The sequence below is a fragment of the Paenibacillus residui genome (genome assembly GCF_042677205.1).
Classification (GTDB): domain Bacteria; phylum Bacillota; class Bacilli; order Paenibacillales; family NBRC-103111; genus Paenibacillus_L; species Paenibacillus_L residui.
On record NZ_JBHTIU010000039.1, the window covers coordinates 116,710 to 141,633 of the forward strand.

At 51.1% G+C, this 24,924-nt stretch carries 23 protein-coding genes; 6 read left to right on the top strand and 17 right to left on the bottom strand.

Going from position 1 to position 24,924, the window contains the following annotated elements; all coding sequences use genetic code 11:
• Positions 1-7: 7 nt before the first annotated feature.
• The 4 genes from ACFQ03_RS12550 to queF all read right to left on the bottom strand — a co-directional run bounded on the left by ACFQ03_RS12550 (position 8) and on the right by queF (position 3,831).
• Positions 8-1,498, bottom strand: coding sequence for a L,D-transpeptidase (locus ACFQ03_RS12550; RefSeq protein ID WP_379288463.1), 1,491 nt, complete (start codon positions 1,496-1,498; stop codon positions 8-10).
• A 236-nt stretch (positions 1,499-1,734) separates the two neighbouring features.
• Positions 1,735-1,971 (bottom strand): ferredoxin, encoded by a 237-nt coding sequence (locus tag ACFQ03_RS12555; protein WP_144937698.1) that lies wholly within the window; start codon positions 1,969-1,971, stop codon positions 1,735-1,737.
• Between the two features lie 227 nt (positions 1,972-2,198).
• A complete protein-coding gene (locus ACFQ03_RS12560) occupies positions 2,199-3,488 on the bottom strand; it encodes a DNA polymerase IV (RefSeq protein ID WP_144937695.1) in 1,290 nt (429 codons plus the stop codon).
• On the bottom strand, positions 3,472-3,831 hold the full coding sequence (gene queF, locus ACFQ03_RS12565) for a preQ(1) synthase (protein WP_144937692.1): 360 nt from the start codon (positions 3,829-3,831) through the stop codon (positions 3,472-3,474). The genes ACFQ03_RS12560 and queF overlap by 17 nt, the downstream gene beginning before the upstream one ends.
• A 331-nt stretch (positions 3,832-4,162) precedes the next feature.
• Between queF and cimA the strand changes: the two genes are divergently transcribed.
• Positions 4,163-5,779, top strand: a complete 1,617-nt coding sequence (cimA, locus tag ACFQ03_RS12570; protein ID WP_144937689.1) for a citramalate synthase — start codon at positions 4,163-4,165, stop codon at positions 5,777-5,779.
• A 187-nt stretch (positions 5,780-5,966) separates the two neighbouring features.
• Here the strand turns inward: cimA and ACFQ03_RS12575 are convergent, their stop codons facing one another.
• A complete protein-coding gene (locus tag ACFQ03_RS12575) occupies positions 5,967-6,500 on the bottom strand; it encodes a TlpA family protein disulfide reductase (RefSeq protein WP_144937686.1) in 534 nt (177 codons plus the stop codon).
• Positions 6,501-6,672: 172 nt separating this feature from the next.
• Here ACFQ03_RS12575 and ACFQ03_RS12580 point away from each other — a divergent pair, with 172 nt between their 5' ends.
• From ACFQ03_RS12580 to ACFQ03_RS12590, 3 genes are all read left to right on the top strand, one after another.
• On the top strand, positions 6,673-7,965 hold the full coding sequence (locus ACFQ03_RS12580) for an MFS transporter (protein WP_379288466.1): 1,293 nt from the start codon (positions 6,673-6,675) through the stop codon (positions 7,963-7,965).
• A gap of 129 nt (positions 7,966-8,094) precedes the next feature.
• Positions 8,095-8,556, top strand: a complete 462-nt coding sequence (locus ACFQ03_RS12585) for a MerR family transcriptional regulator (protein WP_379288704.1) — start codon at positions 8,095-8,097, stop codon at positions 8,554-8,556.
• Positions 8,557-8,673: 117 nt separating this feature from the next.
• The gene (locus ACFQ03_RS12590) at positions 8,674-9,363 is read left to right on the top strand and encodes a zinc metallopeptidase (RefSeq protein ID WP_144937678.1); all 690 of its coding nucleotides are present in this window, start codon (positions 8,674-8,676) and stop codon (positions 9,361-9,363) included.
• A 102-nt stretch (positions 9,364-9,465) separates the two neighbouring features.
• Here the strand turns inward: ACFQ03_RS12590 and ACFQ03_RS12595 are convergent, their stop codons facing one another.
• From ACFQ03_RS12595 to ACFQ03_RS12615, 5 genes are all read right to left on the bottom strand, one after another.
• A complete protein-coding gene (locus tag ACFQ03_RS12595; RefSeq protein ID WP_144937675.1) occupies positions 9,466-10,428 on the bottom strand; it encodes an MTP-1 family protein in 963 nt (320 codons plus the stop codon).
• Between the two features lie 26 nt (positions 10,429-10,454).
• Positions 10,455-11,531 carry a glycoside hydrolase family 130 protein gene (locus tag ACFQ03_RS12600; RefSeq protein WP_379288706.1) on the bottom strand — a complete coding sequence of 359 codons (1,077 nt, stop codon included), beginning with the start codon at positions 11,529-11,531 and terminating at the stop codon, positions 10,455-10,457.
• Positions 11,532-11,594: 63 nt separating this feature from the next.
• Entirely contained in the window at positions 11,595-12,473 is an 879-nt protein-coding gene (locus ACFQ03_RS12605; protein ID WP_144937672.1) for a carbohydrate ABC transporter permease, read from the bottom strand.
• An 11-nt stretch (positions 12,474-12,484) separates the two neighbouring features.
• Positions 12,485-13,474 carry a carbohydrate ABC transporter permease gene (locus ACFQ03_RS12610; RefSeq protein ID WP_144937669.1) on the bottom strand — a complete coding sequence of 330 codons (990 nt, stop codon included), beginning with the start codon at positions 13,472-13,474 and terminating at the stop codon, positions 12,485-12,487.
• Positions 13,475-13,585: 111 nt separating this feature from the next.
• A complete protein-coding gene (locus ACFQ03_RS12615) occupies positions 13,586-14,914 on the bottom strand; it encodes an ABC transporter substrate-binding protein (RefSeq protein ID WP_379288470.1) in 1,329 nt (442 codons plus the stop codon).
• Positions 14,915-15,356: 442 nt separating this feature from the next.
• On the opposite strand from ACFQ03_RS12615, the gene ACFQ03_RS12620 reads away from it, so the two are divergent.
• On the top strand, positions 15,357-16,391 hold the full coding sequence (locus ACFQ03_RS12620) for a LacI family DNA-binding transcriptional regulator (RefSeq protein WP_144937663.1): 1,035 nt from the start codon (positions 15,357-15,359) through the stop codon (positions 16,389-16,391).
• 292 nt (positions 16,392-16,683) lie between these two features.
• Here ACFQ03_RS12620 and ACFQ03_RS12625 read toward each other — a convergent pair whose 3' ends face one another.
• The gene (locus ACFQ03_RS12625; RefSeq protein ID WP_144937772.1) at positions 16,684-17,583 is read right to left on the bottom strand and encodes a LysR family transcriptional regulator; all 900 of its coding nucleotides are present in this window, start codon (positions 17,581-17,583) and stop codon (positions 16,684-16,686) included.
• Positions 17,584-17,752: 169 nt separating this feature from the next.
• Here ACFQ03_RS12625 and tpx point away from each other — a divergent pair, with 169 nt between their 5' ends.
• The gene (gene tpx / locus ACFQ03_RS12630) at positions 17,753-18,271 is read left to right on the top strand and encodes a thiol peroxidase (protein ID WP_144937660.1); all 519 of its coding nucleotides are present in this window, start codon (positions 17,753-17,755) and stop codon (positions 18,269-18,271) included.
• A 97-nt stretch (positions 18,272-18,368) separates the two neighbouring features.
• Here tpx and ACFQ03_RS12635 read toward each other — a convergent pair whose 3' ends face one another.
• The 6 genes from ACFQ03_RS12635 to fba all read right to left on the bottom strand — a co-directional run bounded on the left by ACFQ03_RS12635 (position 18,369) and on the right by fba (position 24,899).
• The gene (locus ACFQ03_RS12635) at positions 18,369-18,755 is read right to left on the bottom strand and encodes a DUF1499 domain-containing protein (RefSeq protein ID WP_144937657.1); all 387 of its coding nucleotides are present in this window, start codon (positions 18,753-18,755) and stop codon (positions 18,369-18,371) included.
• Positions 18,756-18,960: 205 nt separating this feature from the next.
• On the bottom strand, positions 18,961-19,890 hold the full coding sequence (pfkB, locus tag ACFQ03_RS12640; RefSeq protein WP_379288473.1) for a 1-phosphofructokinase: 930 nt from the start codon (positions 19,888-19,890) through the stop codon (positions 18,961-18,963).
• A gap of 150 nt (positions 19,891-20,040) precedes the next feature.
• Positions 20,041-21,639 (bottom strand): UDP-glucose--hexose-1-phosphate uridylyltransferase, encoded by a 1,599-nt coding sequence (locus ACFQ03_RS12645; protein ID WP_379288475.1) that lies wholly within the window; start codon positions 21,637-21,639, stop codon positions 20,041-20,043.
• Positions 21,640-21,734: 95 nt separating this feature from the next.
• Positions 21,735-22,721 carry a UDP-glucose 4-epimerase GalE gene (gene galE, locus ACFQ03_RS12650; protein WP_379288477.1) on the bottom strand — a complete coding sequence of 329 codons (987 nt, stop codon included), beginning with the start codon at positions 22,719-22,721 and terminating at the stop codon, positions 21,735-21,737.
• A 137-nt stretch (positions 22,722-22,858) separates the two neighbouring features.
• The gene (locus ACFQ03_RS12655) at positions 22,859-24,022 is read right to left on the bottom strand and encodes a galactokinase (protein ID WP_379288479.1); all 1,164 of its coding nucleotides are present in this window, start codon (positions 24,020-24,022) and stop codon (positions 22,859-22,861) included.
• Between the two features lie 4 nt (positions 24,023-24,026).
• The gene (gene fba, locus ACFQ03_RS12660; RefSeq protein ID WP_186328364.1) at positions 24,027-24,899 is read right to left on the bottom strand and encodes a class II fructose-1,6-bisphosphate aldolase; all 873 of its coding nucleotides are present in this window, start codon (positions 24,897-24,899) and stop codon (positions 24,027-24,029) included.
• Positions 24,900-24,924 lie beyond the last annotated feature (25 nt).

Sequence of the window (24,924 nt, forward strand, 5' to 3'; positions counted from 1 at the left end):
CCAACGGCTAGTTCAACCATTCGTAGACTTTGCCGGGATTGGTTTCATTGTCCCCTACCGGCAGTTCCATCTTGACAGCCCCTCTGACAACTTGCTCAGGAAGCCCTTCCGACACGATGGATACCTTCGTTCCCATCGGCACCATCCCGTACAATTCCTTCACATCCTCATCCAGCATCCGCACACAGCCGAGCGAGCGGTCTTCACCAATACTGGACGGCTGATTAGTGCCGTGGATTGCATATAGCGTATCGGACAAGGTCATTCCCCTGCTCCCGAATTCACCGTTCTTCTTACCCTTGGGGTCCACCACTTTCTCACTGATATAAAATTCACCTTCCGGAGTGCGGTCACCGCCAAGACCTACCGGATAATTGCGAATGATAGTGTTTCCACTCACGAGAGCCAAACGATGATTGCTCTTATCTACAATAATTTCCAAAGGAGCCTGCGGCGATACTCCCTCTTCTACGTCATTTTCACCGGATTCACCGGAAGTAAGGGGGGCATTTCCGGACGGAAACAGCTTGTCCCTGTATTCTGCAAAAGCCGCCTCCATTCTCTTACTCATATTGGATAATAAATTGGCGGGATAATCCCCGGTCAGATCGGCCGCTTCTTCCGGCGGCTTGCCATAAAGAGACTGATAAGCGACGATTGCAGATTGCAGCACCAGCATTTCCTCTCTCTCTTTCATCCAACGCAGCAATTGGCTATGCGCGGCTGCGGATTCGACCGGCTCGCATTGACATAGCTCTGGATCATACACTTCCAGCTCGTATTTGCCGGCGGTTCCGGACGGACGCACCCCCGCAATCACTCTGGCTTCCTCTCCCCACAATGTCCACGGGCCTGCCCTGCCCAGCTCCCCCCATACGGTTTCTTGATTATAAATCCGGATAGGAAGCCGGCCGTTCTCCCGACCGGATTCAGACTTCCCAAGCTCTTCATCCGCCTGCAGAATTACCCGTGGAAGCCGGTCCGCTTCATCCTCCTCTTCCGGCTTATCTCCTTCCGAATTCAAATCTGCGGCTTTCGCCTCAGCACCTTCCGTCTCCCCCTGCTTCTCCTGGACGAACAAATCCCCATCCAGAGAAGAGGGCAGCAGAAGAAGCAGCAGCAACAGCAGAAGCCCTGCCGTAATGCGCTTAAGCTTCCTGTTGGCTTGATCTCCTTCATTCTGCACCTCATCCGTGGCATGGGATTGGATGGCTTTCTTTTCGAAGGCCTCGTAGATTTCCTCCGCTCTGAAATAGCAATAGCGGGCTTTGGCCGCCTTGCCTTGACTCTCGTATTCTTTGCCGAGCAAATACCATGCCATTTTGCTCGATGGATGCTGCGTTATGTATTGTTTAAGATATTGGGGAGTGTCCTCATCCACATAATCCGAAGGACCCTTGCCATCCTCGCCTTCCGGGGGCTGCCCGGACGCCTTCTCCGCAGGTTGTGCTGGTCGATGGGGCCGGCCGGGCTTGTATCCATCGGCACCGTTCTTCATAACATTAAGCCTCCTTTGCCAATGTGTTTCTCAACAATCCGGTTGCAAGGCCTTCCCAGCCGTCATGTTATAAATGATGGCCAGCGAGCGGACTGTCGCAAAATCCTCTACCCGTTATATCGGCAAATCTGTGCCGCAATGTAAATTACAATAAACCGATAATTGATACTCTTGAAGCATTATAGAAATAAAAAGCCGCCCCATTTTAGAGGCGGCCAAGAAAGCCAAGAGGCAAATTACATATCAAAGGGCTCATCCGCAACTTTAATCGAATCGGTCGGACAGCCGTCCTGAGCATCCTGAAGATCATCGAACAGGTGCTCGGGGATTTCTTTAATCCCTCTGTTCTGATCATCATCATAGATGACTTCGGCAAGTCCCTCGTCATCGTAATCATAGATGTCTGGGGCAGTCGCTCCACATGCACCGCATGCAATGCATGTTTCTTTGTCCACCCAACTGTACTTACCCATTGCCAGTGATTCCTCCTTAGGACTCAATCCGAATATTTCTTGATCTTGGTTAGTTATTCGATGAAATGGTTGTACGCTTCTTTCCGGGTACGGACTAATGTCCGGGCCGCTATTCTCAATACCCGCCGCTGTCGGGTTCCCGGTCTTCTTCCCGCTCAAATCACTATACTATTAAAGCTAAACTGATTGAATGTTCTCCGCTATCTTCATTGAAGTACGGATTAGTGTCATCCTTCGTCATCTGCGCTGCGCAAAAAATCGGTTTGCAGAGAAGTCCCCCGAATTTTATGATTGCGTATCAGCGAAGACGGATCCTCTCCAATCATTCCTGCCGTCAGCAGGGAGCTTTCCCCGAATTTATCCCGGATTTGGTCCATCGCTTCGTTCAGCTTGTCCTTCTTACACGATTGCTCCAATTCGAACAGATCAAGCTGGATCGCCGCCTCCGCTTTGGGCTGCAGGTTCTGCAGCGTAATGCCCAATAAGCGGACGGGCTTGCCCGTTTCCCAATTGAGCTGAAATAACCGGCAGGCTTCCTTGTAAATAAGGTCCGTATGCTCCGTAGGCTGATTTAAGGTCGTCGATCGCGTTATCGTCTTCATGTCCGGGTCGCGAATCGTAATCTGGACGGTAGTGCAGACCAGCTTCTGCCTCCGCATTCTTCTGGCGGTCTGATCGGCCAGATTGAGGAATACGCGACGGATATCCTCCGGATCGGTAAAGTTATACGGCAGTGTGGTCGTATGTCCGATCGATTTGTTCGGTTCTTTCTCCGCCTTGACCGGCGAGTCATCCAAGCCGTTGGCTGACTGCTTGAGCCATTGGCCGTAGACTCCGAACTGCCTGACCAGAATCTGTTCGTCGGCGGCGGCAAGCTCACCGATCGTGCGGATATTCAGCTTAAGAAGCTTGGAAGCCGTTTTGGAGCCGATCCCGTACAGCTCTTTGCAGGGCCTGCTCCAAAGCAGCTTAGGCACATCTCTCAAGCGGAGCACCGATATCCCGTTAGGCTTCTTCATATCCGAAGCCATCTTGGCCAACAGCTTATTGGGAGCTACACCGATAGAGCAAGGGAGCGACAGCTCCATACGGATTCTCTGCTGAATCTCCCGGGCGATTTCCAGCGGCGTGCCGAACTGGCTCGAACCGGTAATATCTACGAAGCATTCGTCAATAGACATCGTTTCGACTAACGGAGAATATTGGTACACCAACTGGATGAACTTCCGGGAAAAATCCCTGTACAGCTCGAAGTCCGGACGGATAAGAAGAAGGTCCGGGCACAGCCTGAGAGCCTGGCCAACCAGCATCCCGGTGCGGATTCCTCGTGCTCTGGCTGCGTAAGAGGACGTGACGATGATGCCTTTGCGCAGCTCGACGCTGCCGGCTACCGCGATCGGCTTGCCGGCATAGAGGTCGGGCTCTGACGCTTCGTGAACGGAGCAATAGAAGGCATTCATATCAATATGCAGAATGACCCTTCCATTGCGCGGATAATAGTCACTGGCCTTCTTCATACTCGGCGCGAACCGTGGTATATATTCCGCCCCGCACATTGAATTTGCCGGTAACCTGAAGCTTGCGCGGCTTAATAAAATCCACGAAGTCTTTCAGTATTGCATTCGTGACATCCTCATGAAAATGCCCCTCGTCACGGAAGCTCCATAAATACAGCTTCAATGACTTCAATTCAACGATATAAGGACCGGGAATATATTTAAAAGTAATGGTCGCAAAATCCGGCTGGCCGGTAACGGGACATAATGCCGTAAATTCCGGGCATTCGATCTCAACCTCGTATTCGCGGTCAGGATGTGGATTGGGAACCGGTTCTAAAGTTCTCGTCGGTCTTGTAGACATGGTGCAGCACCTCCCTAATTTATTTTAACCATTATCAGCATACAACCAGTCGGTTCGGCGGTCAAGCTTCCGGTCCCGATGCCGCTGCAATCCTTCTTGTTATTGCTTAAAGAGGAGAAAAATCCCTGTGCGTACCTCCACAGGATGACCGGCTGAGAGGAGGTTGTCTGCAGAGGTTCGAATTTCCGATCATCACATCATCACTGCTTCTGCCGAGCCCAAACTTTGTTTCTGAATTATAAAGAGAAAGCCACTGTTTTCATACGGGACTAGATGTTATAATTAAGTGATAAAAGATTCGACTGGAATCGGAAATTCTGAGGGGGCGGACATGTCTAATCAAATTTTTGTCTTCGATACAACATTGCGGGATGGAACCCAGGGAGAAGGAATCAGTCTATCGGCTGAGGATAAATTCAAGATCGCGCTGCGTCTTAACGCTTTGGGCGTTCATTATATTGAGGGAGGCAATCCCGGCAGCAACAGCAAGGACATCGAGTTTTTCCAGAGGGTCAAGCAGCATAACTTCAATGCGAAGATCGTAGCCTTCGGCAGCACCCGCCGGAAGCATTCGGTAGCCGAACATGATGCGAGCCTGAACCGGATCGTCGATTCCGGAGTCCGGGTCTCTTCTCTTGTGGGCAAGGCATGGGATTTTCATGTAACAACGGCCTTGCAGACGACTCTGGAAGAAAATCTGGCGATGGTATTCGATTCGATATCCTATCTGAAGCAGAAGGGCCTGGAGGTTTCCTTCGACGCAGAGCATTTCTTCGACGGTTACAAGCATAACCCGGAGTACGCCATAGCCGTACTGGAGAAAGCACAGGAAGCGGGAGCGGACTGGCTGGTCATGTGTGATACGAATGGGGGTACACTGCCCGGGGAAATTTTCGAAATCGTATCCAATGTGAAGAGCCGGATGAAGACCCCGCTCGGCATTCATACCCATAACGATTGTGAGCTGGCTGCAGCCAATACTCTCGCAGCCGTACAGGCTGGGGCGGTTCAGGTTCAGGGAACGATTAACGGCTACGGGGAACGGTGCGGCAATGCGAACCTGTGCTCCATCATCCCGAACCTTCAGTTGAAGCTGAACTACCGCTGTATTTCGGATAACCAGCTTCAGCAGCTAACCAGTGTGGCTCGTTACGTGAGCGAAATCGCCAACGTGAACATGCCCGTTAACCAACCGTATGTGGGAACTGCCGCTTTCGCACATAAAGGCGGAATTCACGTCTCGGCCATTCTGAAGGACCCGAAGACTTACGAGCATATTGAGCCTGAGCTGGTCGGAAACAAGCAGCGCGTGCTCGTATCCGAGCTGGCCGGTCAGAGCAATTTGCTGTTTAAAGCCCAGGAGCTTCACCTGGACATCGACCAAGATCCCGAGAAGACCAAGCTTGCGATTGAAAGGGTTAAACAGCTGGAGCACCAAGGCTATCAATTCGAGGGAGCGGATGCTTCTCTGGAGCTGCTGCTCCGTCAAGAATTCGGTGAATTGGAGGAAATTTTCACGTTGGATTCCTTCAAGATCCTGGTCGAGAAGAATGCCAATCACAAGGTGGCATCGGAAGCGATCGTCAAGCTGAATATGCACGGCAACACCGTCTATATGGCCGCCGAAGGCAACGGCCCGGTGAACGCACTGGATAACGCATTGCGCAAAGCTCTGGAGCAGTTCTATCCGGAAATCCGGAACATGCACCTGTCCGACTACAAAGTCCGGGTCATCAACGAGAAGGATGCGACCGCAAGCAAGGTCCGGGTGCTTATTGAATCTTCCGACGCCAACACCAAGTGGAGCACAATCGGCGTCTCCGAGAACGTCATCGAAGCGAGCTGGGATGCTCTTGTCGATAGTATGCGCTACGCACTGATCGGCAAACAACCGCTGGAGCCTGCGAATTCCCAACCGCCGACACGGCTCGGTCTCGTTAACCACTAAACTACCCCAAGGTTAAACGGTTATCGTCGTCCTTTGGACAGGCGCGTTTACCGATGAAACATAAGAACAGGTATAAGGTGTAACTAACTTATACCTTCTTATATTTAAATAAAGCTGTCCGCCGCGAAGATTACCTCTTCCCGGCAGACAGCTTTTTTCGTGCTGCTATAGGTGTTCATAAGTCTGTTCAGCGATCGATCAGCTTTTTAATTTTGCGCTCCAGCTCCTTGGGCTCGACCAAATTAATCACCTCAGCGATGACTCCGTTCCGGTCGATCAGGAAGCTTGTCGGAATGAAATAAAACTGATAGAGCTCGCTTGCCTTGCCCTCTTCGTCCAGCAGAACCGGAAAAGTAAATTCATGCCGTTCCACGAACTTCTTGGCATTCTCCAGCTTATCGTTTCTTGTAATGTTGACTGCGTACATATCCAATTGATCTGAATACTTGTCGTATAACCTCTTCAAGTCGGGCGCTTCCATCTCGCAGGGTCCGCACCAGGAGGCCCAGAAATTCAGGAACAACGGCTTATCCCTCGCCCCGCCCACATTATATGTCTGTCCGTCCAATCCCTGGAGGCTGAAAGACGGCGCCAGAAACTCCGGCTTCGGAGCGGTTTCCGTCGGCAAAATCACTTCCTTATCCTTCGCCGCAAGATTCTGATAAATGGCCAACCCGGATAAGATAACAATTCCGATCAACACAATCCAATTTCTTTTCATTATCTCAAATCCATTTCTAAACTAGGGTATACCTAATAATATCCCAAATTGCCTTCTTTTCCATTCATAAAGCGGTACAAATGTTTGAACTTTTTGGCTTCCGGCCTCCGGAATGAATCAGGTCCATGGCGGGAAAAGTAAAATCATTACAACACTGTAGAGGAGCCCCAAGATGGAAAAAACTAAGCCGAACACTTTGGATATCACCTTCGAAAGCGACATAGAAGAACCTGTTTCCCGTCCCAAAAAACGTAAAAAGAACGGCGGCAAATCCAAAGGGAGCTTTTGGGAATTTTTCGCCATTGCTTCCATCCCCCTTGTCTTGGTTCTGGGAAATTCCATGCTTGTTCCCATCCTGCCCGATATGGAGCGGGAGCTTGGGATATCGCAGTTCCAAAGCAGCTTGGTCATTACGTTGTTCTCCGTTTCGGCCGGTCTGGTCATTCCCTTCTCCGGTTATTTATCGGACCGCTTCAGCCGCAAAGCCGTAATTATCCCCTCCTTGACCTTGTACGGAGCTGCGGGGATTCTCGCAGGCTTCGGAGCAGTCTGGGAATCCTATTGGGTTATTATCGTTTCCCGGGCACTGCAGGGAATCGGCGCAGCGGGCACCGCCTCCATTGCAATGGCGTTGGTCGGCGACCTCTATGACGGCGCAACCGAGAGCAAGGTACTTGGCTTGACGGAAGCTTCCAACGGCATAGGCAAAGTGGTAAGTCCAATCATCGGTTCTCTTCTGGCCTTAATCATATGGTACGCCGCCTTCTTCGCCTTTCCGGTGTTCTGTTTCATTTCCCTCGTTTCGGTCATCTGGTTGATCAAGGAACCGGCGAGGGAGAAGGAACCGTTAAAATTCAAAGCCTATGCGCAGAAAATAGGCGGCATTATGAAAGAAAAGGCCAGTTGGCTGGTCACCGCCTTCTTCGCGGGCTCCCTGGCGCTTTTTATCCTGTTCGGAGTTCTGTTTTATTTATCTAACATACTGGAAGAACCCCCCTATTCCATCGACGGGGTGGTGAAAGGTCTCGTGCTGGCCATTCCGCTGTTAGGCATGGTGATTACCTCGTATACGACCGGGAGTGTTATTAAGAAGAACGGCATATTGATGAGATGGCTGATGAATATCGGACTCGTCTTAATGACGGTTTCATTGGCGCTCACGATATTTCTGTTTAACAATATCTACATTTTCATCGGATTGCTTACATTAAGCAGCATCGGCACAGGCCTGCTTCTTCCCTGTCTGAATACAATGATAACTGGCGCCGTATCCAAGTCGGAACGCGGAATGATCACATCCATGTACAATAGCCTGCGCTTTCTAGGCGTTGCCTTCGGTCCCCCCCTGTTTGGATGGATGATGGAGAAATCCCATTCCATTGTATTTATTACGGTGTCCGCCTTATCATTAGTGGCGCTGGGGCTCGTTTTCTTCCTGATCAAGCCCGACGCCAAGGTGAGCTAACCGCCGTAGTCCCACCAGGATAAATAATACGGAAAACGGCGGGTATACCCCCAAATAATTCACACTTTATTCAAAAGCATAACGTTTGACTGTATGGTTCATATTCATGTATCATGAAGCATAGAAGATATTAGAAAAGGGGGAAAACCGGATGGGGATAACAAGCTATTTCGCATAGGAGAAATCGCTAGAATGGCGAATGTCAGCCAAAGAACAATTGATTATTATACCAAGCTTGGGCTCATCTCTCCGGAGAAGCGGTCGAACAGCAATTATCGTTATTACAGCTATGAAACCTTAAACCGTTTGAAACGTATTGAAAGTATGAAGAGAGAGAAATTCACCTTGGAAGAGATCAAGAGCAGTCTTGATTTGATCAATAAGGTCAGCAATGACGAGCAAGTGAATGACAGGCTGGCCGCTCTGCAGCTGCAGATGCAGCAATTGGAGAAGGAAGTCAAGGAGCTCAGTCCTCTGATTGACCAGCTCAAGCCGAACCAGGCCAAGAATTTGTACAAACTTCTGACTCCGCAGAGCGCCGCCGTCATCGAAGCTCTCCTGCTCTTACTCGGCAAAGGCCCTCTTCTATAACGGCTGTTCCAGACATACTGAAGCCTTAGTATGAGCTGCCAGGCCAAGCTTTTTCGAACGTTATGAACTTATCGGTTCATCTTTTTTCGTTATATCCTATAAACAGGGGGATTGTGTATGTTCTTCTTCTACTACCCATGGGACCTTTTGATTTTGGCTGCCTTCGGTCTGTCCATCTGGGCTTCCTTCCGGGTTAAGGGCACCTTCAGGAAGTGGTCCGAAGTACCGACAACGTATGGCCTGACCGGTTATGAGGCTGCCCGGAGAATGCTGGATGCCAACGGGCTGCATGATGTGCCGATCGAACCCGTTCGTGGAGCATTAACCGACCATTACGATCCGATTAATCGTGTGGTTCGCCTTTCCGAACCGGTTTATTACGAAAATTCCATATCCGCCGTTTCGGTCGCATGCCACGAGGTTGGTCATGCTATCCAGCATAAAGAAGCATACCCGATGCTGGTAGCGCGCCACCGGATGTTCCCGGCCGTCAACTTTAGCTCCGGGATTGCACCGCTGTTGATCATTGCCGGAATAATCTTTCAACAATTTAATTTCCTGCTGCTTGTCGGGATTATTTTCTTCTCGGCAGCTGTCCTGTTCCAGCTTGTTACTCTGCCGGTTGAATTCAACGCCAGCAGCCGGGCACGCAGCTTGATGGTGGCCGAAGGGTTCATCACGAACGAGGAAGAAACGGGAGTCGCCAAGGTACTGAATGCCGCTGCGCTGACCTACGTCGCCGCCGCATTGATCTCCGTCCTCGAGCTGCTTAAATACATCGCCATTTTTAACAGCCGCAATGAATAACCGCCTTAACCGGCATAGCGGTTAAAAGATTCTATAATAAAGAGCGAGGCTAGTGGTTGTCCACTAACTCTCGCTCTTTCTTTTTTATCATTTGAACATAGGTCATTTAGACTTTGTCTGGCGTTCATATCCGGCAAACGGATCCTTGATCGTCACCTTCTGTGCTTCCGCGTCACTGATGCCTGCATATAAATCCGCTGTGCCGTCCGAATGACGAATCAGCCCGCCGCTAAAAACAACATCGACCAGGTCGGGGCGCTTGGCAGGGCCCTCTACGAAGTTGGCACGCTCTGCGATAATTTCCATATCGGAATGTGTTTCGGTGTGCGGGTCAAACACGAATATCATCGGATAATAATGACGGTCCCCCCGTTCGTCAAACTGTGCAATATGGCCCAGTATGCCTAATAAACCGTTGGAGAGCAGGTGAACCTCGTTGCCTCCCCCCCATTCTTCATCAGAAAATTGCCCTTGCAGAAGAGGAGCCTGCAAAACCACTTCTTGAGACAGCTCATCGAGGGAATTGATCTTCGTGAAGCCTATTTTGCCTCTCCCTCCTTTGTCTCCCTGTGGGCGGGTGAAGATACCGATCTTACCATCCTGCAGCTGCACTAAGCGCAAATCTTTCATCTGGTCGGGACCGCTAAAGAACGGCTTCAAATCGGCCACTTTCTTCCCTCTGTAAAATACGGTCCGCCAGCTTAACTCCCCTTCACGCTGCGGATGTGGAAACGTCTCTACACCGCCGAAAATCAGCTCCCCGGAAATTTTTGTGAAGAACGGGTCCTGGAGCTCAAAGCCGGGAGCCCCCTCCCGCGGTACCCAGCGGCCATCGCGCATTACAAAAAAGTAAATTTCGGAAGCCTCGCTATTCCGCTCTTCCACCCTTCCCGCTATGACCATTTCTCCATCGTCCTCAAAAGGAGCGGATATATTGTAGACGTCCCGGTCGCCTACCCCGCCAAAAAGCAGCTTTTCAGCGTTATAGGGCTTGCTTTCCCCTTTTCTGAAGGCTTCAAGCAGAACAGAACACGATTTTAATCCGCTGTTTTTTAATTCACCCATTGTCTCCGATTTTCCTTTCAAGTCTATTATTGATCGCTTTGATCCTTTAATCGGTTTATTAACGGCTGCAGTTCAAAAGTTACACTGGCCATCGATTCGTCACAAACGCCATAGTACATCGTAACTCGATTATCACGCACCACAGCACCGCACGCAAATACGACCTGGTTAAAGAAACCACTGATTTCATATGGTGCCTCGGGAAATAAAACAGGTTCTTTCAGACGGGCGATGACCCGGCCCGGCTGCCGAAGATCCAACAGAGCGGCCCCCATGCAATACCGGTTAGCCCGGTCGGCCCCGTGATAGAGGACAAGCCAGCCGTCATCGGTTTTGATAGGAACACAGCCTGCCCCGATGCGCTGATCGTCCCACAATCCGTCCCTTAATCCCATTAAAAACTGATGATCCCCCCAATGCTTCAGATCCGAAGAAGCGGCAAGCCACATTTCAGGCGCCCCGATTCCTTCCGGAACCGGGCGGTGCAGCATGTAATAACGCCCTTCAATCCGCTCGGGAAAGATGACGGCGTCTTTGTTAGTCGGCGCCAAAATCAGCCCTTCCCGTTGGAATCGGACGAAGTCCCGGGTGGATAGCAGCCCGACGCCGACGCCCTTATCGGATACCGCGCTGTAAGTAATGTAATAATGGTTATCGAGGAAAGTAATGCGCGGATCCTCGATACCCCAGCACTCTGCCCGGCCTTCCGGCATTATACTAGGGCTTTCCTCTATCGTAAAACGCTCGCCGTCGCGGCTGCGGGCAACCCGCAGATGCGATATGGACGTCAAATACAGGGTGCGGCCGTCCCGGTCACGAACAACGCGAGGATCGCTAAAGTCGAGATTCGGATCGTTTCTGTCGAGCTTTACCGTCTTCATTCGTGTGCCCTTACCGCCATCGCAGACATCCGTGTCCAGCACGGGAACCAATAAGTGATTCGGATCCATCTGCCGGGGGGATTCCGCTACACGCAGCAATAGAATGATTTCATCATTAATCTGCGCAACTCCTGCATTAAAGGCGCCAAGCACCTCCCATTCAGGAAACGAAGGCACAATATCGCCCGGAGTAATCAAAGGATTGAGCCGACAGCGCTGCATTGTTGTTTGGCATGGTTCTACCACAAGTATCCTCCTTATCATCGGGTTTCTCTATCTATTGTGTTAATCTTTAATTCCGGTAAAAGTAATACCTTCTATGAAATAACGCTGAGCGGCAAAAAACAGCACAATAACCGGCAGGGCCACGAGCGTCGACATGGCCATCAAATAATTCCACTGAGGCGCTTCATTGACTCCGCCCATAAAGAAATACATTCCGACATTTAAAGTGTAGAGCTCCATATTGGTTAAATAGATCAGCGGACCGAGGAAGTCGTTCCAATACCCGCGAAAAGCAAAGATCGCCACAGCCAGTAATGCGGGAACGATCTGCGGCAGCATGACGTGATAAAACGTTTGGAACGTATTGGCTCCGTCTATCTCCGCCGCATCATCAAGCTCGCGCGGCAGCGTCAGAAAAAATTGCCGCAAGAGAAAGATATAGAACGGACCCCAAGCGGTCCAGGAGCGCAGTACGAGAGGATCGAACTGTCCGGTTAGCCCTAGCTTCTGCCAAATTAGAAACGTCGGAATGAGCGTCACGTGAAAAGGAAGCATCATGGTGGCAAGCAGCACTAGAAAGATGAAGTCGCTCCCCGGAAAACGGAACCGGGCAAAGCCGTAAGCCACGATAGTGGCGCTCGCCATTTCCCCGATGATTCCAAGCGTGACGATAAACAACGTATTCACTAAGTAACGGTTGAACGGCATGGCAGTCCACGCATCAATAAAATTGTGCCATTGCGGCGGATCGGGAAACCACTGCGGCGGCCAAGCGAAAATATCTCCATCTGCCTGCAGCGCGGTGGACAGCATCCAGAAGAAAGGAACGAGAATGACCGCTGCCAATAAGGTAACGACTGCATAAATGAGCGTCCGTTTTATTCGGTTTAGGCTTTTTCTGGACAAGGACCCGGTTACGGCATAAGCTCCATTCAACACGACATCACCTCCTATTTCCGCATATCGGATTCATAGTGAACCCAGGCCGGGGTTGAGCGAAAGACCAGAAGCGTAAGCACGAGGATGATAATGAACAGCACCCAGGCGATTGCTGAAGCTTCGCCCATGTGCAGAGCAGCGAAGCCCCGCTCATACACAAGCTGGTTCATGAATTTGCCTGCGGCCGAGGTTGGCCGGACAAACATCGCAATCGTGAAAATCTGCAGCGCGCCAATCATCCCCATAACCACCTGAAGCAAAATGACAGGCGAAATTTGCGGAACGGTAATGTGCCGGAACTTCGCCAACGCGTTCGCTCCATCGATTTCCGCCGCCTCATACAAGGATCTCGGAACTCCCTGCAGACCGGCCAGGAAGACAACGGTATTCGTCCCGAAAATCCCCCACACGCTCATAATGATGAAGGCGCCAAGAACGTAATTCGGGTCCCCGAACCAATTGGGTTTGTCCATCCCGAATAGCGCAAAGAACGGCGAAAGGGAGTAATTGATAATGCCCGATTCACTGTTAAACATCCATCTCCAGAGCAGCGCGACAGCCACTTCGGGCAGGACGGCCGGCAGGAAATAAATCGTTCGGAACGTACCGATCCCCTTGATCTTGTTGTTCAACAGCATCGCTACCAGCAGCGCACCGACTACCCCGATCGGCAGCGATAAAGCGGCGTACAGCAAAGTAATCCGGATCGAAGGCCAGAACTCGATATCCTTCGTGAACAAGTAAATATAATTATCCAGCCCTACCCAATTGGCCTTCCCAAATAAGCTGGAGTCGGTAAAGCTTAAATACAGGGAATTAAGCAAAGGATAGGCGGTAAAAATCAGAAATCCGACCATCCAAGGGGAAACGAGCGCTACGCCCATAGCCTGCCGCTTCCTCCAGCCCAGCTTCAGAAAGATAAAATAGAGGGCGCCGGCAATAGCAAACAAGCACACTGGAACAAGCAGCCAGCGCATCAACGTTGCCGTGTAGTTTTCCATAGCGCCGCCTCCTTTCGATCGTCAAAGTCATGTGTTGGCCATTTGTTGTCTAGCAAGAATAGGAGGCAGAAACGATAACTGCCTCCCACCCTTTCCATTTATGAACCTCGGCTATTTGTTTAACACGCCATCCAGCAGCTTCTTCACCTGCGGAATGAGCTCCTCCGGATCCGTGCCCGCATTGACTATCGGATCCATCAACTGATTCCAGAATATATTGTCCCAATCCGGATAATTCGCAAAGTACCGATAAGGCCTTGCATGCTCCATCGATGCAATTATCGCCTTTAACGAGTGAGACTTCTTAGGATGCATTTCCTGCAGCTTCTTCAGATCGGCAAGCGAGGTTCGCGGCGGCATGATTTTCCAATGATGAATCGCATCGGTAAGATCGACCAAGGCTTCGAAAGCTGCATCCGGATTTTTCGTCTTGGCATTGATCCCCATGCCCAGAATATCGCCGAATGTCGCTTTAATTCCTCCCGGCCCCGCCGGCACCCGATAGGCCTGCACATGATCTATCGTTGAATCCAGATCGTCGGCTGCACCTCCCATAAACATTGCTACCTGACCGCTTCTGAACATCTGATCGAAACCGCGGTCGCGAATAACCTGCTGGGAAGGAGTCAGCGGGCCGTTAATCAAATCAGCATAGAATCGGAAAGCTTCCAGCGACTCGGGAGAATCGATCGGAGATTCCCGGAAATCCTCCGTAATTACCTCCCCGCCATTCTGCCAAATGAACATTTGGACCGGCGGCCAGCCATTGACCGTGAATCCCCATTGAGCTACCGCATTAGCGTTGAACGCAGGATCATCCGCTGTTGCTCCGCTTGTATCCTTGGTCAATTTTTTGGCTGCATGGATAAAGTCATCCCAGTTCCAAGACTCGTCGGGATAGTCGATGCCCGCTTCATCGAACAGAGCTTTGTTCACATACAGCATAATAGGCTGCTGCAGCCAAGGAAGCCCGTAGATCTTGTCCTTATATGTGAAAGGCTGCAGTGAAGCTTCATAATAATCCTCTGTATTGGCCGCGGGATGATCCGACCCTTTAAGACGCTCCGTTATATCCAGCATCACATTCTGAGAAGAGAACTGTGCGGCCCGCTGCGCGCTTATCCAGAACAGATCGGGCCCGGATTGCCCAGTAAGCTGGGTCAGAAGACGGGTATCATATTCTGCAGGATTGGAATCTTGAATAATTTGATATGTAGATGATTGATTGTTCAGCTTGTCGAGTATCTGCTGCAGTTCTTTAGCTTCATCCGCCCCCGCCCATGTAGCCAGCCGGATTGTAACCTTGCCGCTACCTTCTCCGGACGATTGGCCTCCGCCGCCGCTGTCTCCATTACCGCTGCCGCTTCCGGAAGAACATGCGGTTATCGCGAGAGTAAGAATAATTGCACAAACAGACTTAAATAAGGAAAATGGTTTCAATTGACTCGCCCCCTGTAAAATCAATTTACCTAACAGCCATTCAAAAACATCATCCCAAACAGCCACCCGGCTGCCTTGTTGAACCTTATAAGACCAACGACGGCTTATTCAAGGCTCCTTCCAATGTTCTACGTGACTATTGTTATCTGTCCGCCATCTCCACCTTCTTTAAAGATAGTCGACTTCCCACTGCTAAGTGGCAAAGAATCGAAACTCAACATTACACGTAAAATAGTAATCCAGTTTGTAATGTTGATTTGTCCATTACAAAATCATTATCACCTTAACTGGCAACGCTGTCAATTAATATTTTGTAAATTTGTCCGTACTTTTTTCTGCAAAAAAGCGTTTTCGATTTACAATACAGCGATTCTCCTGTATAGTGTATTTTGTAACGTTACAAGCAAATGAAGGGTTAGGTTGCAGAGAGAGGTTTTTAATTATGCGTAAAAAAGTCGTTATGCAGGATATTGCAGATCGCATGAACATATCCAAAAACTCGGTCTCCCAAGCGCTCTCAGGCAAGGACGGGGTAAGTGAGGAAACACGGCAGAAAATTATTAAAACCGCCGAGGAAATGGGTTACCGCTATAAGAAAAAAACGAGGCCGTCAGACCGACAGCAGGTTAAGACTATCGGGCTTATTGCCTCGGAATTCGCATTTTCGATGCAAAACTTCTTCGGACAGATTTACCTTGCCATCGAAAGCGAAGCACAACGACACGGTATCAATCTGTTGATCCAATCGATTACACCGGCTGCAAGGGACAGCTTAGTCCTGCCCTCCTTTATCGATAACTATAATGTGGACGGCATCCTCATTCTGTCGCATATTAGTACGGATTATATCAATAAGGTGATCGACCAGGGGATACCGACCGTGCTCATCGATCATCATCACCCGCTGATTCAAGCGGATGCGGTTCTCACTAACAACCGGTTCGGCGCTTACACCGCTGTCAAGCATCTCCTGGACCTCGGCCATCAGGATATCGCCATCATCGGGAATGTCAATTTTTCGCCCAGTTACCAGGAACGGTGGGAAGGATATATGCTGGCTCTGAGGGAGCACGGCATCGAGCCCCAAGCGGAGCGCATGTTTATCGATGTGCAGGAGGACGGGGAGCTTATTGACGAACTGGTCACCTCCCTCGATCGGCAGCCGAACGCCTGGTTTTGTCTGAACGATGGGTACGGTTTCTTCGTCTGCTCCTCCTTGGGAAAAGCAGGCTTCCGGATCCCCGAAGACATTTCCGTCTGCGGCTTCGACAACAGCGATTTCTCCCAAATGTCCGTTCCTAAGATTACAACGATCGACATCGATCTCAGCCGTTTTGCCCATAAAGCCTTCTCCCAGTTGATGTGGCGCATTCAGCATCCGGAAGAAGTTCATGTGGAAATATTGCTGCCTACTCACCTGATTACCCGCAAATCTACCGGGAAGCGCAGCAGCGGCGTCATGCAGCTTAAGAAATAATGCTCTATGTTTGCTGAGAGCCTGGACAGGCCGCCACATAGCTATTCGGTCTTCCTAGCGATTTACAGTATCGTTCAATCACATGCATGAGGTGATTCTCCGGAATGTCCTCTTCACGCTCATCATTTGGCAAAAATTATGGTGTATACAAAGAAACCGTCTCCTTTTTTTGTAAATGGTTGGTGATCCTTCCAATTTACATAAGAGACGGCTTTTTTTTGCTTTTCAATTGGCGAAACAGGGCGGTCCCATAATCTTCAATGACTTACGGACAGCGCTGTGCTCATGTCCTTTACTGGTTCCGATCATGGCCGAAGTAGTCCAGCAAGAATTCTCGGAAGGCCTGCACGACGGGAGACAGCTTCTCGCTTTTGCGGCGGATCAGGCCGATCGTCCGGGTAACCGTCGGCTCAATGACACGAACCCTGGCCGGCTGCAGCTTGGAAGTTTCCATCAGAGCCATCTCGGGCATCAAGCTGACCCCCAGGCCGGCAGCGACCAGCCCGCGAATCGTATCCGTCTCCTCCCCCTCGAAGCCGATTTGGGGGACGAAGCCCGCCTTCTTGCAGGCTTGCAGAACGATCGTTCTAAGCGAGTAGGCATCGCTGAACATAACGAACGGTTCGTCCTTCAATTGATCCAGCCGGATCGTAGCCTCCCCCGCCAGAGGATGGGTATCCGGAAGAATTCCGAACAATTCTTCCGTCAGCAGAATTTCTCCCGATACATAGTTATGAGATTCGGGGAACGGGGAGATGAACGAAAGATCGATTTCGCCTTCGATCACATCACGAATGAGGCTGAAGAAAGTTCCCTGTCTCAGCTTGAATTTAACATCAGGGTAGTGCTGTCGGAACTTGGCTATGACGGTTGGCAGCAAGGCTATACCCAAGCTGTGCGGGAAGCCGATTCTGATCTCGCCGCGTGTAGGATCCAGAAATTCCTTGACCTCCACCACTGCCCGGTCCAGTTCGTTTAATATTTCTTCAATCCGGGACAGAAACAGCTTGCCGACCGGAGTTATTTGCAGGTTCCTCCCTTTTTGCACAAAGAGAGTGACCCCCAGCTCCTGCTCCAGCTGACGAATTTGTCTGCTTACTGCCGATTGCGCAACATGCAGCTCTTCCGATGCCTGCGTCACATGCTGCTTCTTGGCTACCTTAACAAAATAATGCAATTGTCTAAGCTCCACTTTTCCATTCCCTACCCTTTCCCCGGACCCAGCCGTTCCCGCCGTCAGCACAAGCCCGCTATTAAGCGTCTTTACATGTTCGTTATTGGACAAGTATCAATTACTCATATTATAATAGGATGAAGCAAAAGCCAAATTTTAGGTTTCCCTAAAGGAGGAATTGTTCATTATGGCTCAAGAACGCGCCAATGCCGCAACTTTGAAAGGCAATCCGATTACTCTGATCGGCAGCGAATTAAAGGTGGGAGATCAGGCTCCTGATTTCACTCTTAACCAAAGTCTTGTTGATACGGCTTCCTTGTCCGACTATGCGGGCAAAATCAAGCTGATCAGTGTCGTTCCTTCTCTGGACACCGGCGTCTGTGATGCGCAAACCCGCAGATTCAATGAAGAGGCCGGCAAATTGGGAGACAACGTCGTCATCCTTACAGTCAGCGTAGACCTGCCGATGGCTCAAGCCCGTTGGTGCGGCGCGGCCGGTGTGGATAAAGTGGTCACCTTATCCGACTATAAAACACGCTCATTTGGCGAAGCCTACGGCGTGCTGATCAAAGAGCTTCAATTATTGATGCGCTCTATCTTCGTTCTCGATGCGGACAACAAGATCCAATATGTTGAATACCTGAGTGAGATGACCGAGCATCCTAACTATGAAGCGGCTATCGAAGCCGTCAAGAAACTGGTCTGATTGCGATAAATTCCATACGAAAAGCGGGGGAAAACGAATTTTCCCCCGCTTTTCGTATACTCAGATGCCGCTGGGGTCCAGCCGGCCGGCGGCCGGCTCAAGAAATTTTATAAGCCGACAGCCTGCGATCCAACGCATTGTAAATATCGAGGATAGTCCGGTAATTGGAGCCAAGGTCCCCGAGCGACCCGCGGGAAGCGGAATAGATATCGACGGCGCTTTTAACCGGAGTGATGGCAAACAGGGTCAGGGTAATGTCCTGCCGACGTCCCGTAATCGTTTTCTTCTCGACCACGATTTCCCCGACATTAGGGACTTCATGCAGAATTTTGTACCCGTTGATTTTCTTGAGCGTACTTACGACCTCTTCCCAAAGCTTGTCTTTGGAAAGCTTGTAGTACCTTGTTTTTAACAAAGGATCTTTCGCTTTTTCTCCTGTTTGCTCGTGGCTCCGCAGCAATCCGACCAATGTTCTTTTCAACAAGTGTCCTGCCCCCCCAAAATGACAAATGTCGGTCTTCATCCGACAGTACTTTAGTCCATATTACCATTCTTTTGCTTGAAGAAAAAGAGAAAGGTGAAAACATATTCCCAAAATAAAGAGCTTTCATGAAATTTCACCCTCCTCTATAATCAATCCTCCGGTTCATCCGGCCGAAGAACGTATCTCAACCCCAGAATCCCGGAGATTACAGAAGCTCGATACTAACCTCGGCGAGCAGCCTTTGCACATCATCCAGCCGCACGTTACCGGCCTCTTCCGTCAAAGCGTTAGCCGAACCCGAGGCGGTGGCCAGACGAAGGCATTCTTCAACAGGCAGACCGCGGGCTACACCTACGGCCATGCCGGCAACGAAGGAATCTCCGCAGCCAACCGTATTAACCGCTTCAATGCGGGGAGCTTTAACGCGGTATAATTGTCCTTCCACTCCTGCCAACGAGCCGTTCTCGCCAAGTGACACAACCACACAGGCTATCCCCCGCTCCATCAGCCCTTGAACACTGTCATACAAATCACTTTCCTTCTCCAGCGGATGACCGATGATCTTGGCCACTTCGTCCTCGTTAGGCTTAATGAAATACGGCACTGCTTCGATGCCGGCAAGAAGGGCGTCCCCGCTCGTATCCAGAAAAACTTTGGCCCCGGCTGATTTCGCCGTTGCGATCAAGCGGGCATAGAAGTCCGTGGGCACCCCTGCAAGCAGACTGCCGGAGAAGCATAATATGCCGGAACGCTCCGCCAGTTCCTTCACCTTCGCTTCCATCGCTGTCTGGTCCATCTGGGCCGCAGTCGGTCCCTGCTCCAAAATTTCGGTAGATTCCCCTGAAGAACGATCAATAATATTCAAGCAAATACGGGACTCGCCTTCAATCGTGACAAAATCATGGGAGATCCCCTGCTCGGTTAGTTTCTTCTCGATGAATCGGCCATTGCTGCCGGCAATGAATCCGGTTGCAAGTGAAGATTCCCCGAGCAGATGGATGACTCTGGCTACGTTGATGCCTTTGCCTCCCGGAAGAGCATGCATTTTCGGAACTCTCGTCACTTTCCCCAATTCAAACCGGTCTACGTAATATGTTTTGTCAATCGCCGCATTGAGCGTTACTGTTGTTATCATGGTCCACCCTTCTTTGTTCAGTGCATAAGCTTCTTCGTTGCGTAGCACCTTGAGTAATCGTATTTATTTGAACTATAGCATTGCTGGTTGGCTGCACACAAAGGGGCCGTAAAGAACTTCGTCGCCCCGTCTGTGCGGCTATCGGTCGTTTTATCGGAGCACAAACCCGGCATGGAACATAAAGCTGCGAAAAGCGTCCTTGCCTGCGCTATTCCGTTTGAACACACCCGCATCCTCGAGTACCTGCATATACTTTCGGCCAACCTCCTGCCGAAGGACGGCAGCCGCTTCCGCCTCGCTCATCCGCGTTCCATGCTCTTGTGCCAGCTGCCGGATCCAAGCTTGATGCGGCTGCAGGGGATGCCCTTCCGGCCATTCTGCCACTGGAGCTTGCCCGCTAAGGATGCCGCTGATCATGCGGAGCTCCTGCTGCAAGCGTCCGGGTAGAACGGCGAGTCCCATAACCTCGATCAGCCCGATGTTCTCCTTCTTAATATGATGCAATTCCCGGTGAGGATGGAATATTCCCAGCGGATGCTCCGGAGACGTTCGATTGTTGCGGAGCACCAGATCGAATTCCCATTCCCCCTGGGCATTCCTGCGGGCGATCGGTGTGATGGTGTTATGAGGGGTAAGTGTACCGTCTTCCTCCCGGCTGAACGCAAGGATATCGGCGGATTCATCGCTGTACCCCCGCCAGACTTCCAGCAGCGTATAAGCTAAATCAGTCAACTCTCCGGAATTCGGGCCGGAAATGCGGATCACCGACATAGGCCACTTCACGATGGCCGCCCGGATGCCCGGATAGCGCGGATGTACGAATTCCTCCTCGCGCGCGGCCACCTCCATCGCGAACCGGTGACGTCCCCCTTGAAAATGATCGTGGCTGAGAATCGAACCGCCCACGATCGGCAGGTCGGCGTTGGACCCGATGAAATAATGCGGAAACTGCTCAGTAAATTCCGCCAGCCGGATAAAGGTATCCTTAGTCAGCTTCATGGGAACATGCTGTCCGCTTAAAATAATGCAGTGTTCATTGTAATAGACATAAGGAGAATATTGAAAAAACCAGGATTGGCCTGCAAGCTTCACCGGAATGATCCGGTGGTTCTGTCTGGCCGGATGATTGACCCTCCCGGCATAGCCGACATTCTCCGCACAGAGCAGACATTTCGGATACCGGCTCTGCGGCATGCTCCGTTCCAGCGCAATTTGCTTGGGGTCCTTCTCCGGTTTGGACAGGTTGATCGTTATTTCCAAATCGCCATAGTCTGTCGATGCCTGCCAATATTCATTCTGGCGGATCCGATCCATCCGGATATAATTGGAATGCTTGGAAAGGCTGTAGAACCAATGTGTCGCCGCTTCGGGCCCTTTCTGCTCCAGCAAACGGGAGAACTCCCGGGTGATCTCGGATTGCCGGGGCATCAGCAGCCCCATCATCCTGGCATCCAACAAATCCCGATAAGTCACCGTGTTATCCGACAGCAGCCCCTGCCCGGCAGCATAATCCAGGAGAGGATTCAGCAGCGGCATCGGGCTGTCTCCAGCCAGATCTTCTTCAGGAGGAAATAAAGTATCCAGGTCACCATCGCAAGGCTCCTCAATCTGCAGCAGATCGAGAAGAGCATTCGTTACAGGAATCCGATCCTCTTCTTCAATAAGCCCCTTCGCTTCCCCGAAGCGGACAAGCCGCGCCAACCATTGGGCTGCCTCCGTTTTGCTTATGTGGCCGTTGTTGTTATGCATCGATCCTGCCTTCTTTCCTCACATGATCATAAATATTGTAACTTAGCCGGTCGCATCCGGTCATAGACCGGCTTTAAGCTTGACAACGGATCCTTCTATTCCGTGAACCCATCCGGGTGCTGACGATGCCAGTTCCAGGCGGATTCTACGATCTCTTCCAGATTGTCCCTCCGCGGGCTCCAGTTCAATTCGCGCTTGGCCTTCGCCGATGAAGCTATCAGCACTGCCGGGTCTCCGGCTCTCCTCGGTTCGAGCACGGCAGGAATCGGATGCCCGGTCACTTTCCTGGCCACGTCGATCATTTCCTTGACGGAAAATCCTTTGCCGCTTCCCAAGTTATAAACCGAGCTCTCCCCGCCGCTTCGCAGTCTCTCCAAAGCGAGCAGGTGAGCATCCGCCAAATCGGATACATGCAGGTAATCCCGGATACAAGTACCGTCCTCAGTCGGATAGTCATCACCAAAGATGGATACATGCTCCCGCTTACCAAGCGGAACCTGAAGGATAAGCGGGACCAGATGAGTCTCCGGAGAATGGTCTTCCCCGATCCGGCCGCTATGATGAGCTCCTGCCGCATTGAAATAACGCAGCGCGACATATTTGATGCCATGAGCCGCATCGAACCACTTCATCATTTTCTCCATAGAGAGCTTCGTCTCTCCATAAGTATTCGTCGGCTGTGTCGGTGCGGTTTCCTCAATCGGCACCGTCTGCGGCTCGCCGTAGGTAGCTGCCGTTGAGGAGAAGACGATGCGTTTCGTTCCGTACTTCTTCATAATTTCCAACAGGCGCTGCGTACCATAGACGTTATTGTCGTAATATTTGGCGGGATTCTGCATGCTCTCTCCAACAAGAGAGTATGCGGCGAAATGAATGACGGATTCGATGTCGTTTTCCTTGAACACCGTTTCCATGAAATCCGCATCGCGTATATCTCCCACATAAAGCTTGCCGCCCAGCAGCGCTTGCCGGTGTCCTTGACTGAGATTATCGACGACGACTACTTCTTCCTTGGCATCAATAAGTTCTGCAACCGTATGGGAGCCTATGTAGCCGGCTCCGCCCGTGACCAATACCGCCATTTGCGTATTCCCTCCGTTCTGTATACGTCATGGCACTATAACCTCTTAAGCCCGTTTACCTATACCGATGGGAGTGAGATTCCAGGTACCCTATCAGTCTGTTTGTGCCGCAACGAAATTGGTACTGTTATTCCTTATTACAGCTCGCTCACTCCATTGCCTATGTTCCCCACATAGAAGGACGCTTCCAATCCGGTGCGCTCGCGGTAAGCGGCCCCTACCCGCTCAATGAATCCGTCTACGGCATCCTCCCGGACCAGCGATACGGTGCAGCCGCCGAAGCCTGCTCCCGTCATACGGGAACCCAGCACTCCCTCTACCCTCAGAGCCTCTTCCACCATGACATCCAGCTCAAGGCAAGTGACTTCATACAGATCACGCAAGGAATTGTGGGAAGCGGTCATCAATCGGCCGAACTGCTGCAGGTCGTTCCGCTTCAGGGCATTCACGGATTTCAGCACACGGTCATTTTCTTCAATGACATGCTGCGCTCTTCTTCGAACGGCCTCGTCCCGGATCAGCGATTGAGAGGACCGGAATTGAGCCAGATCCAGCTCTCCCAGCAGCTTGAGCCCGGGATACTCCGCCCGCAGCTCTTGTACCGCCTGCTCGCACTGGCCTCTTCTCGTATTATACTCCGAATCGACCAGTCCTCTGCGCTTGTTCGTATTTCCGATAACGAGCTTATAGCCTTCACTGTCAAAAGGAACGTGCTCATATTCGAGGGTGCTGCATTTCAATAGAAGGGCGTGGTCCTCTTTCCCCATGGCTACGGTAAATTGATCCATGATCCCGCACTGCACTCCGAGAAATTCATTCTCGGATCGCTGGGCGACGAGCGCCAGCTCCACCCTGTCGATCGGATGTCCTTCCATGCTCATGAATCCGAAAGCGGTGACCAATTGAAGCGAAGCAGAAGAGGATAATCCGGCTCCATTCGGAATATCGCCGTAATAATAGACGTCATAGCCGCTGAAGGAATAACCGTTCTTCCGCAGATGAACGAGAATTCCTTTCGGATAATTGATCCAGTCCTCCTCCTGCACATATTTCGCCTGATCCAAATCAATGGTCCCGCGCACCTCGAAGTTAGCGGATGCAAGATGGATCTCCCGATCCTGCCTCGGCCGAATCAGCATTGTAGTACCGAAGGTTAGCGCTGCCGGAAAAACATAGCCTCCGTTATAATCCGTATGCTCTCCAATCAAATTCACCCGCCCGGGTGCATAAAAACAACGGATTGATTCGGAGGAATCTCCGAACAATCCGATAAATTGATCAATCAAGTCTTGGCGGTTCATTAGCTCACCGTCCCGTCAAATCTCGTGCTTTGCCAATGCAGCCGCACAGACGCATCTTTTCAATAGCCGCTTCCTTCAATGCCTTCTTGGCCGGCACCATATAGGATCTCGGATCATTCTCCTCCGGATTGGCAGCGAAAACGGCCTTAATTGCATCGGAGAATACGATTCTAAGCTCGGTAGCCACATTCATCTTGGCCATTCCCAAGGATACGCAGCGCTTGACCTGCTCCTCCGGAATGCCCGATCCGCCGTGCAGCACGAGCGGCACGTCCACTTTATCGGCAATTCGCTTGATCCGGTCGAAATCGATCTTGGGCTCCCCTTTATAAATACCGTGTGCCGTGCCGATAGCCGGGGCTAACGTCGGAACTCCGGTCAGTTCCACAAACTTGGCGCATTCGTCCGGGTCGGCCATCAGCGCTTCATGTTCGGCCACGACGATATCGTCTTCCACGCCTCCGACCTTGCCAAGCTCGGCTTCAATGTTGACGCCGGCCGCCTTGGCCACCTCGACAACCTTCAAGGTTTGTCTCACATTTTCTTCAAAAGGAAACTTGGAAGCGTCAATCATAACGGAAGTATATCCGGCGCGGATACAGCGGACGATCAAATCAAAATCGGTGCAGTGATCCAAATGCAGGGCAATCGGAACGCTGGACAGATTCGAGGCGACCGTGGCGGCCGCAGCAATATATTCGGGGCCGAGATGCTTGACGGTGCCTACCGTCGATTGAATAATTAACGGAGATTGAGTCTCCTCCGCGGCCTCTACCACCGCTTGAAGCATCTCCAGCGTATGGACGTTAAAGGCTCCTATACAGTAGCCGTTCGCTCTGGCTTCTTGAAGCATTGGAGTGGATGAAACTAATGGCATGATAAGTCCCCCTTATAGTATTAAG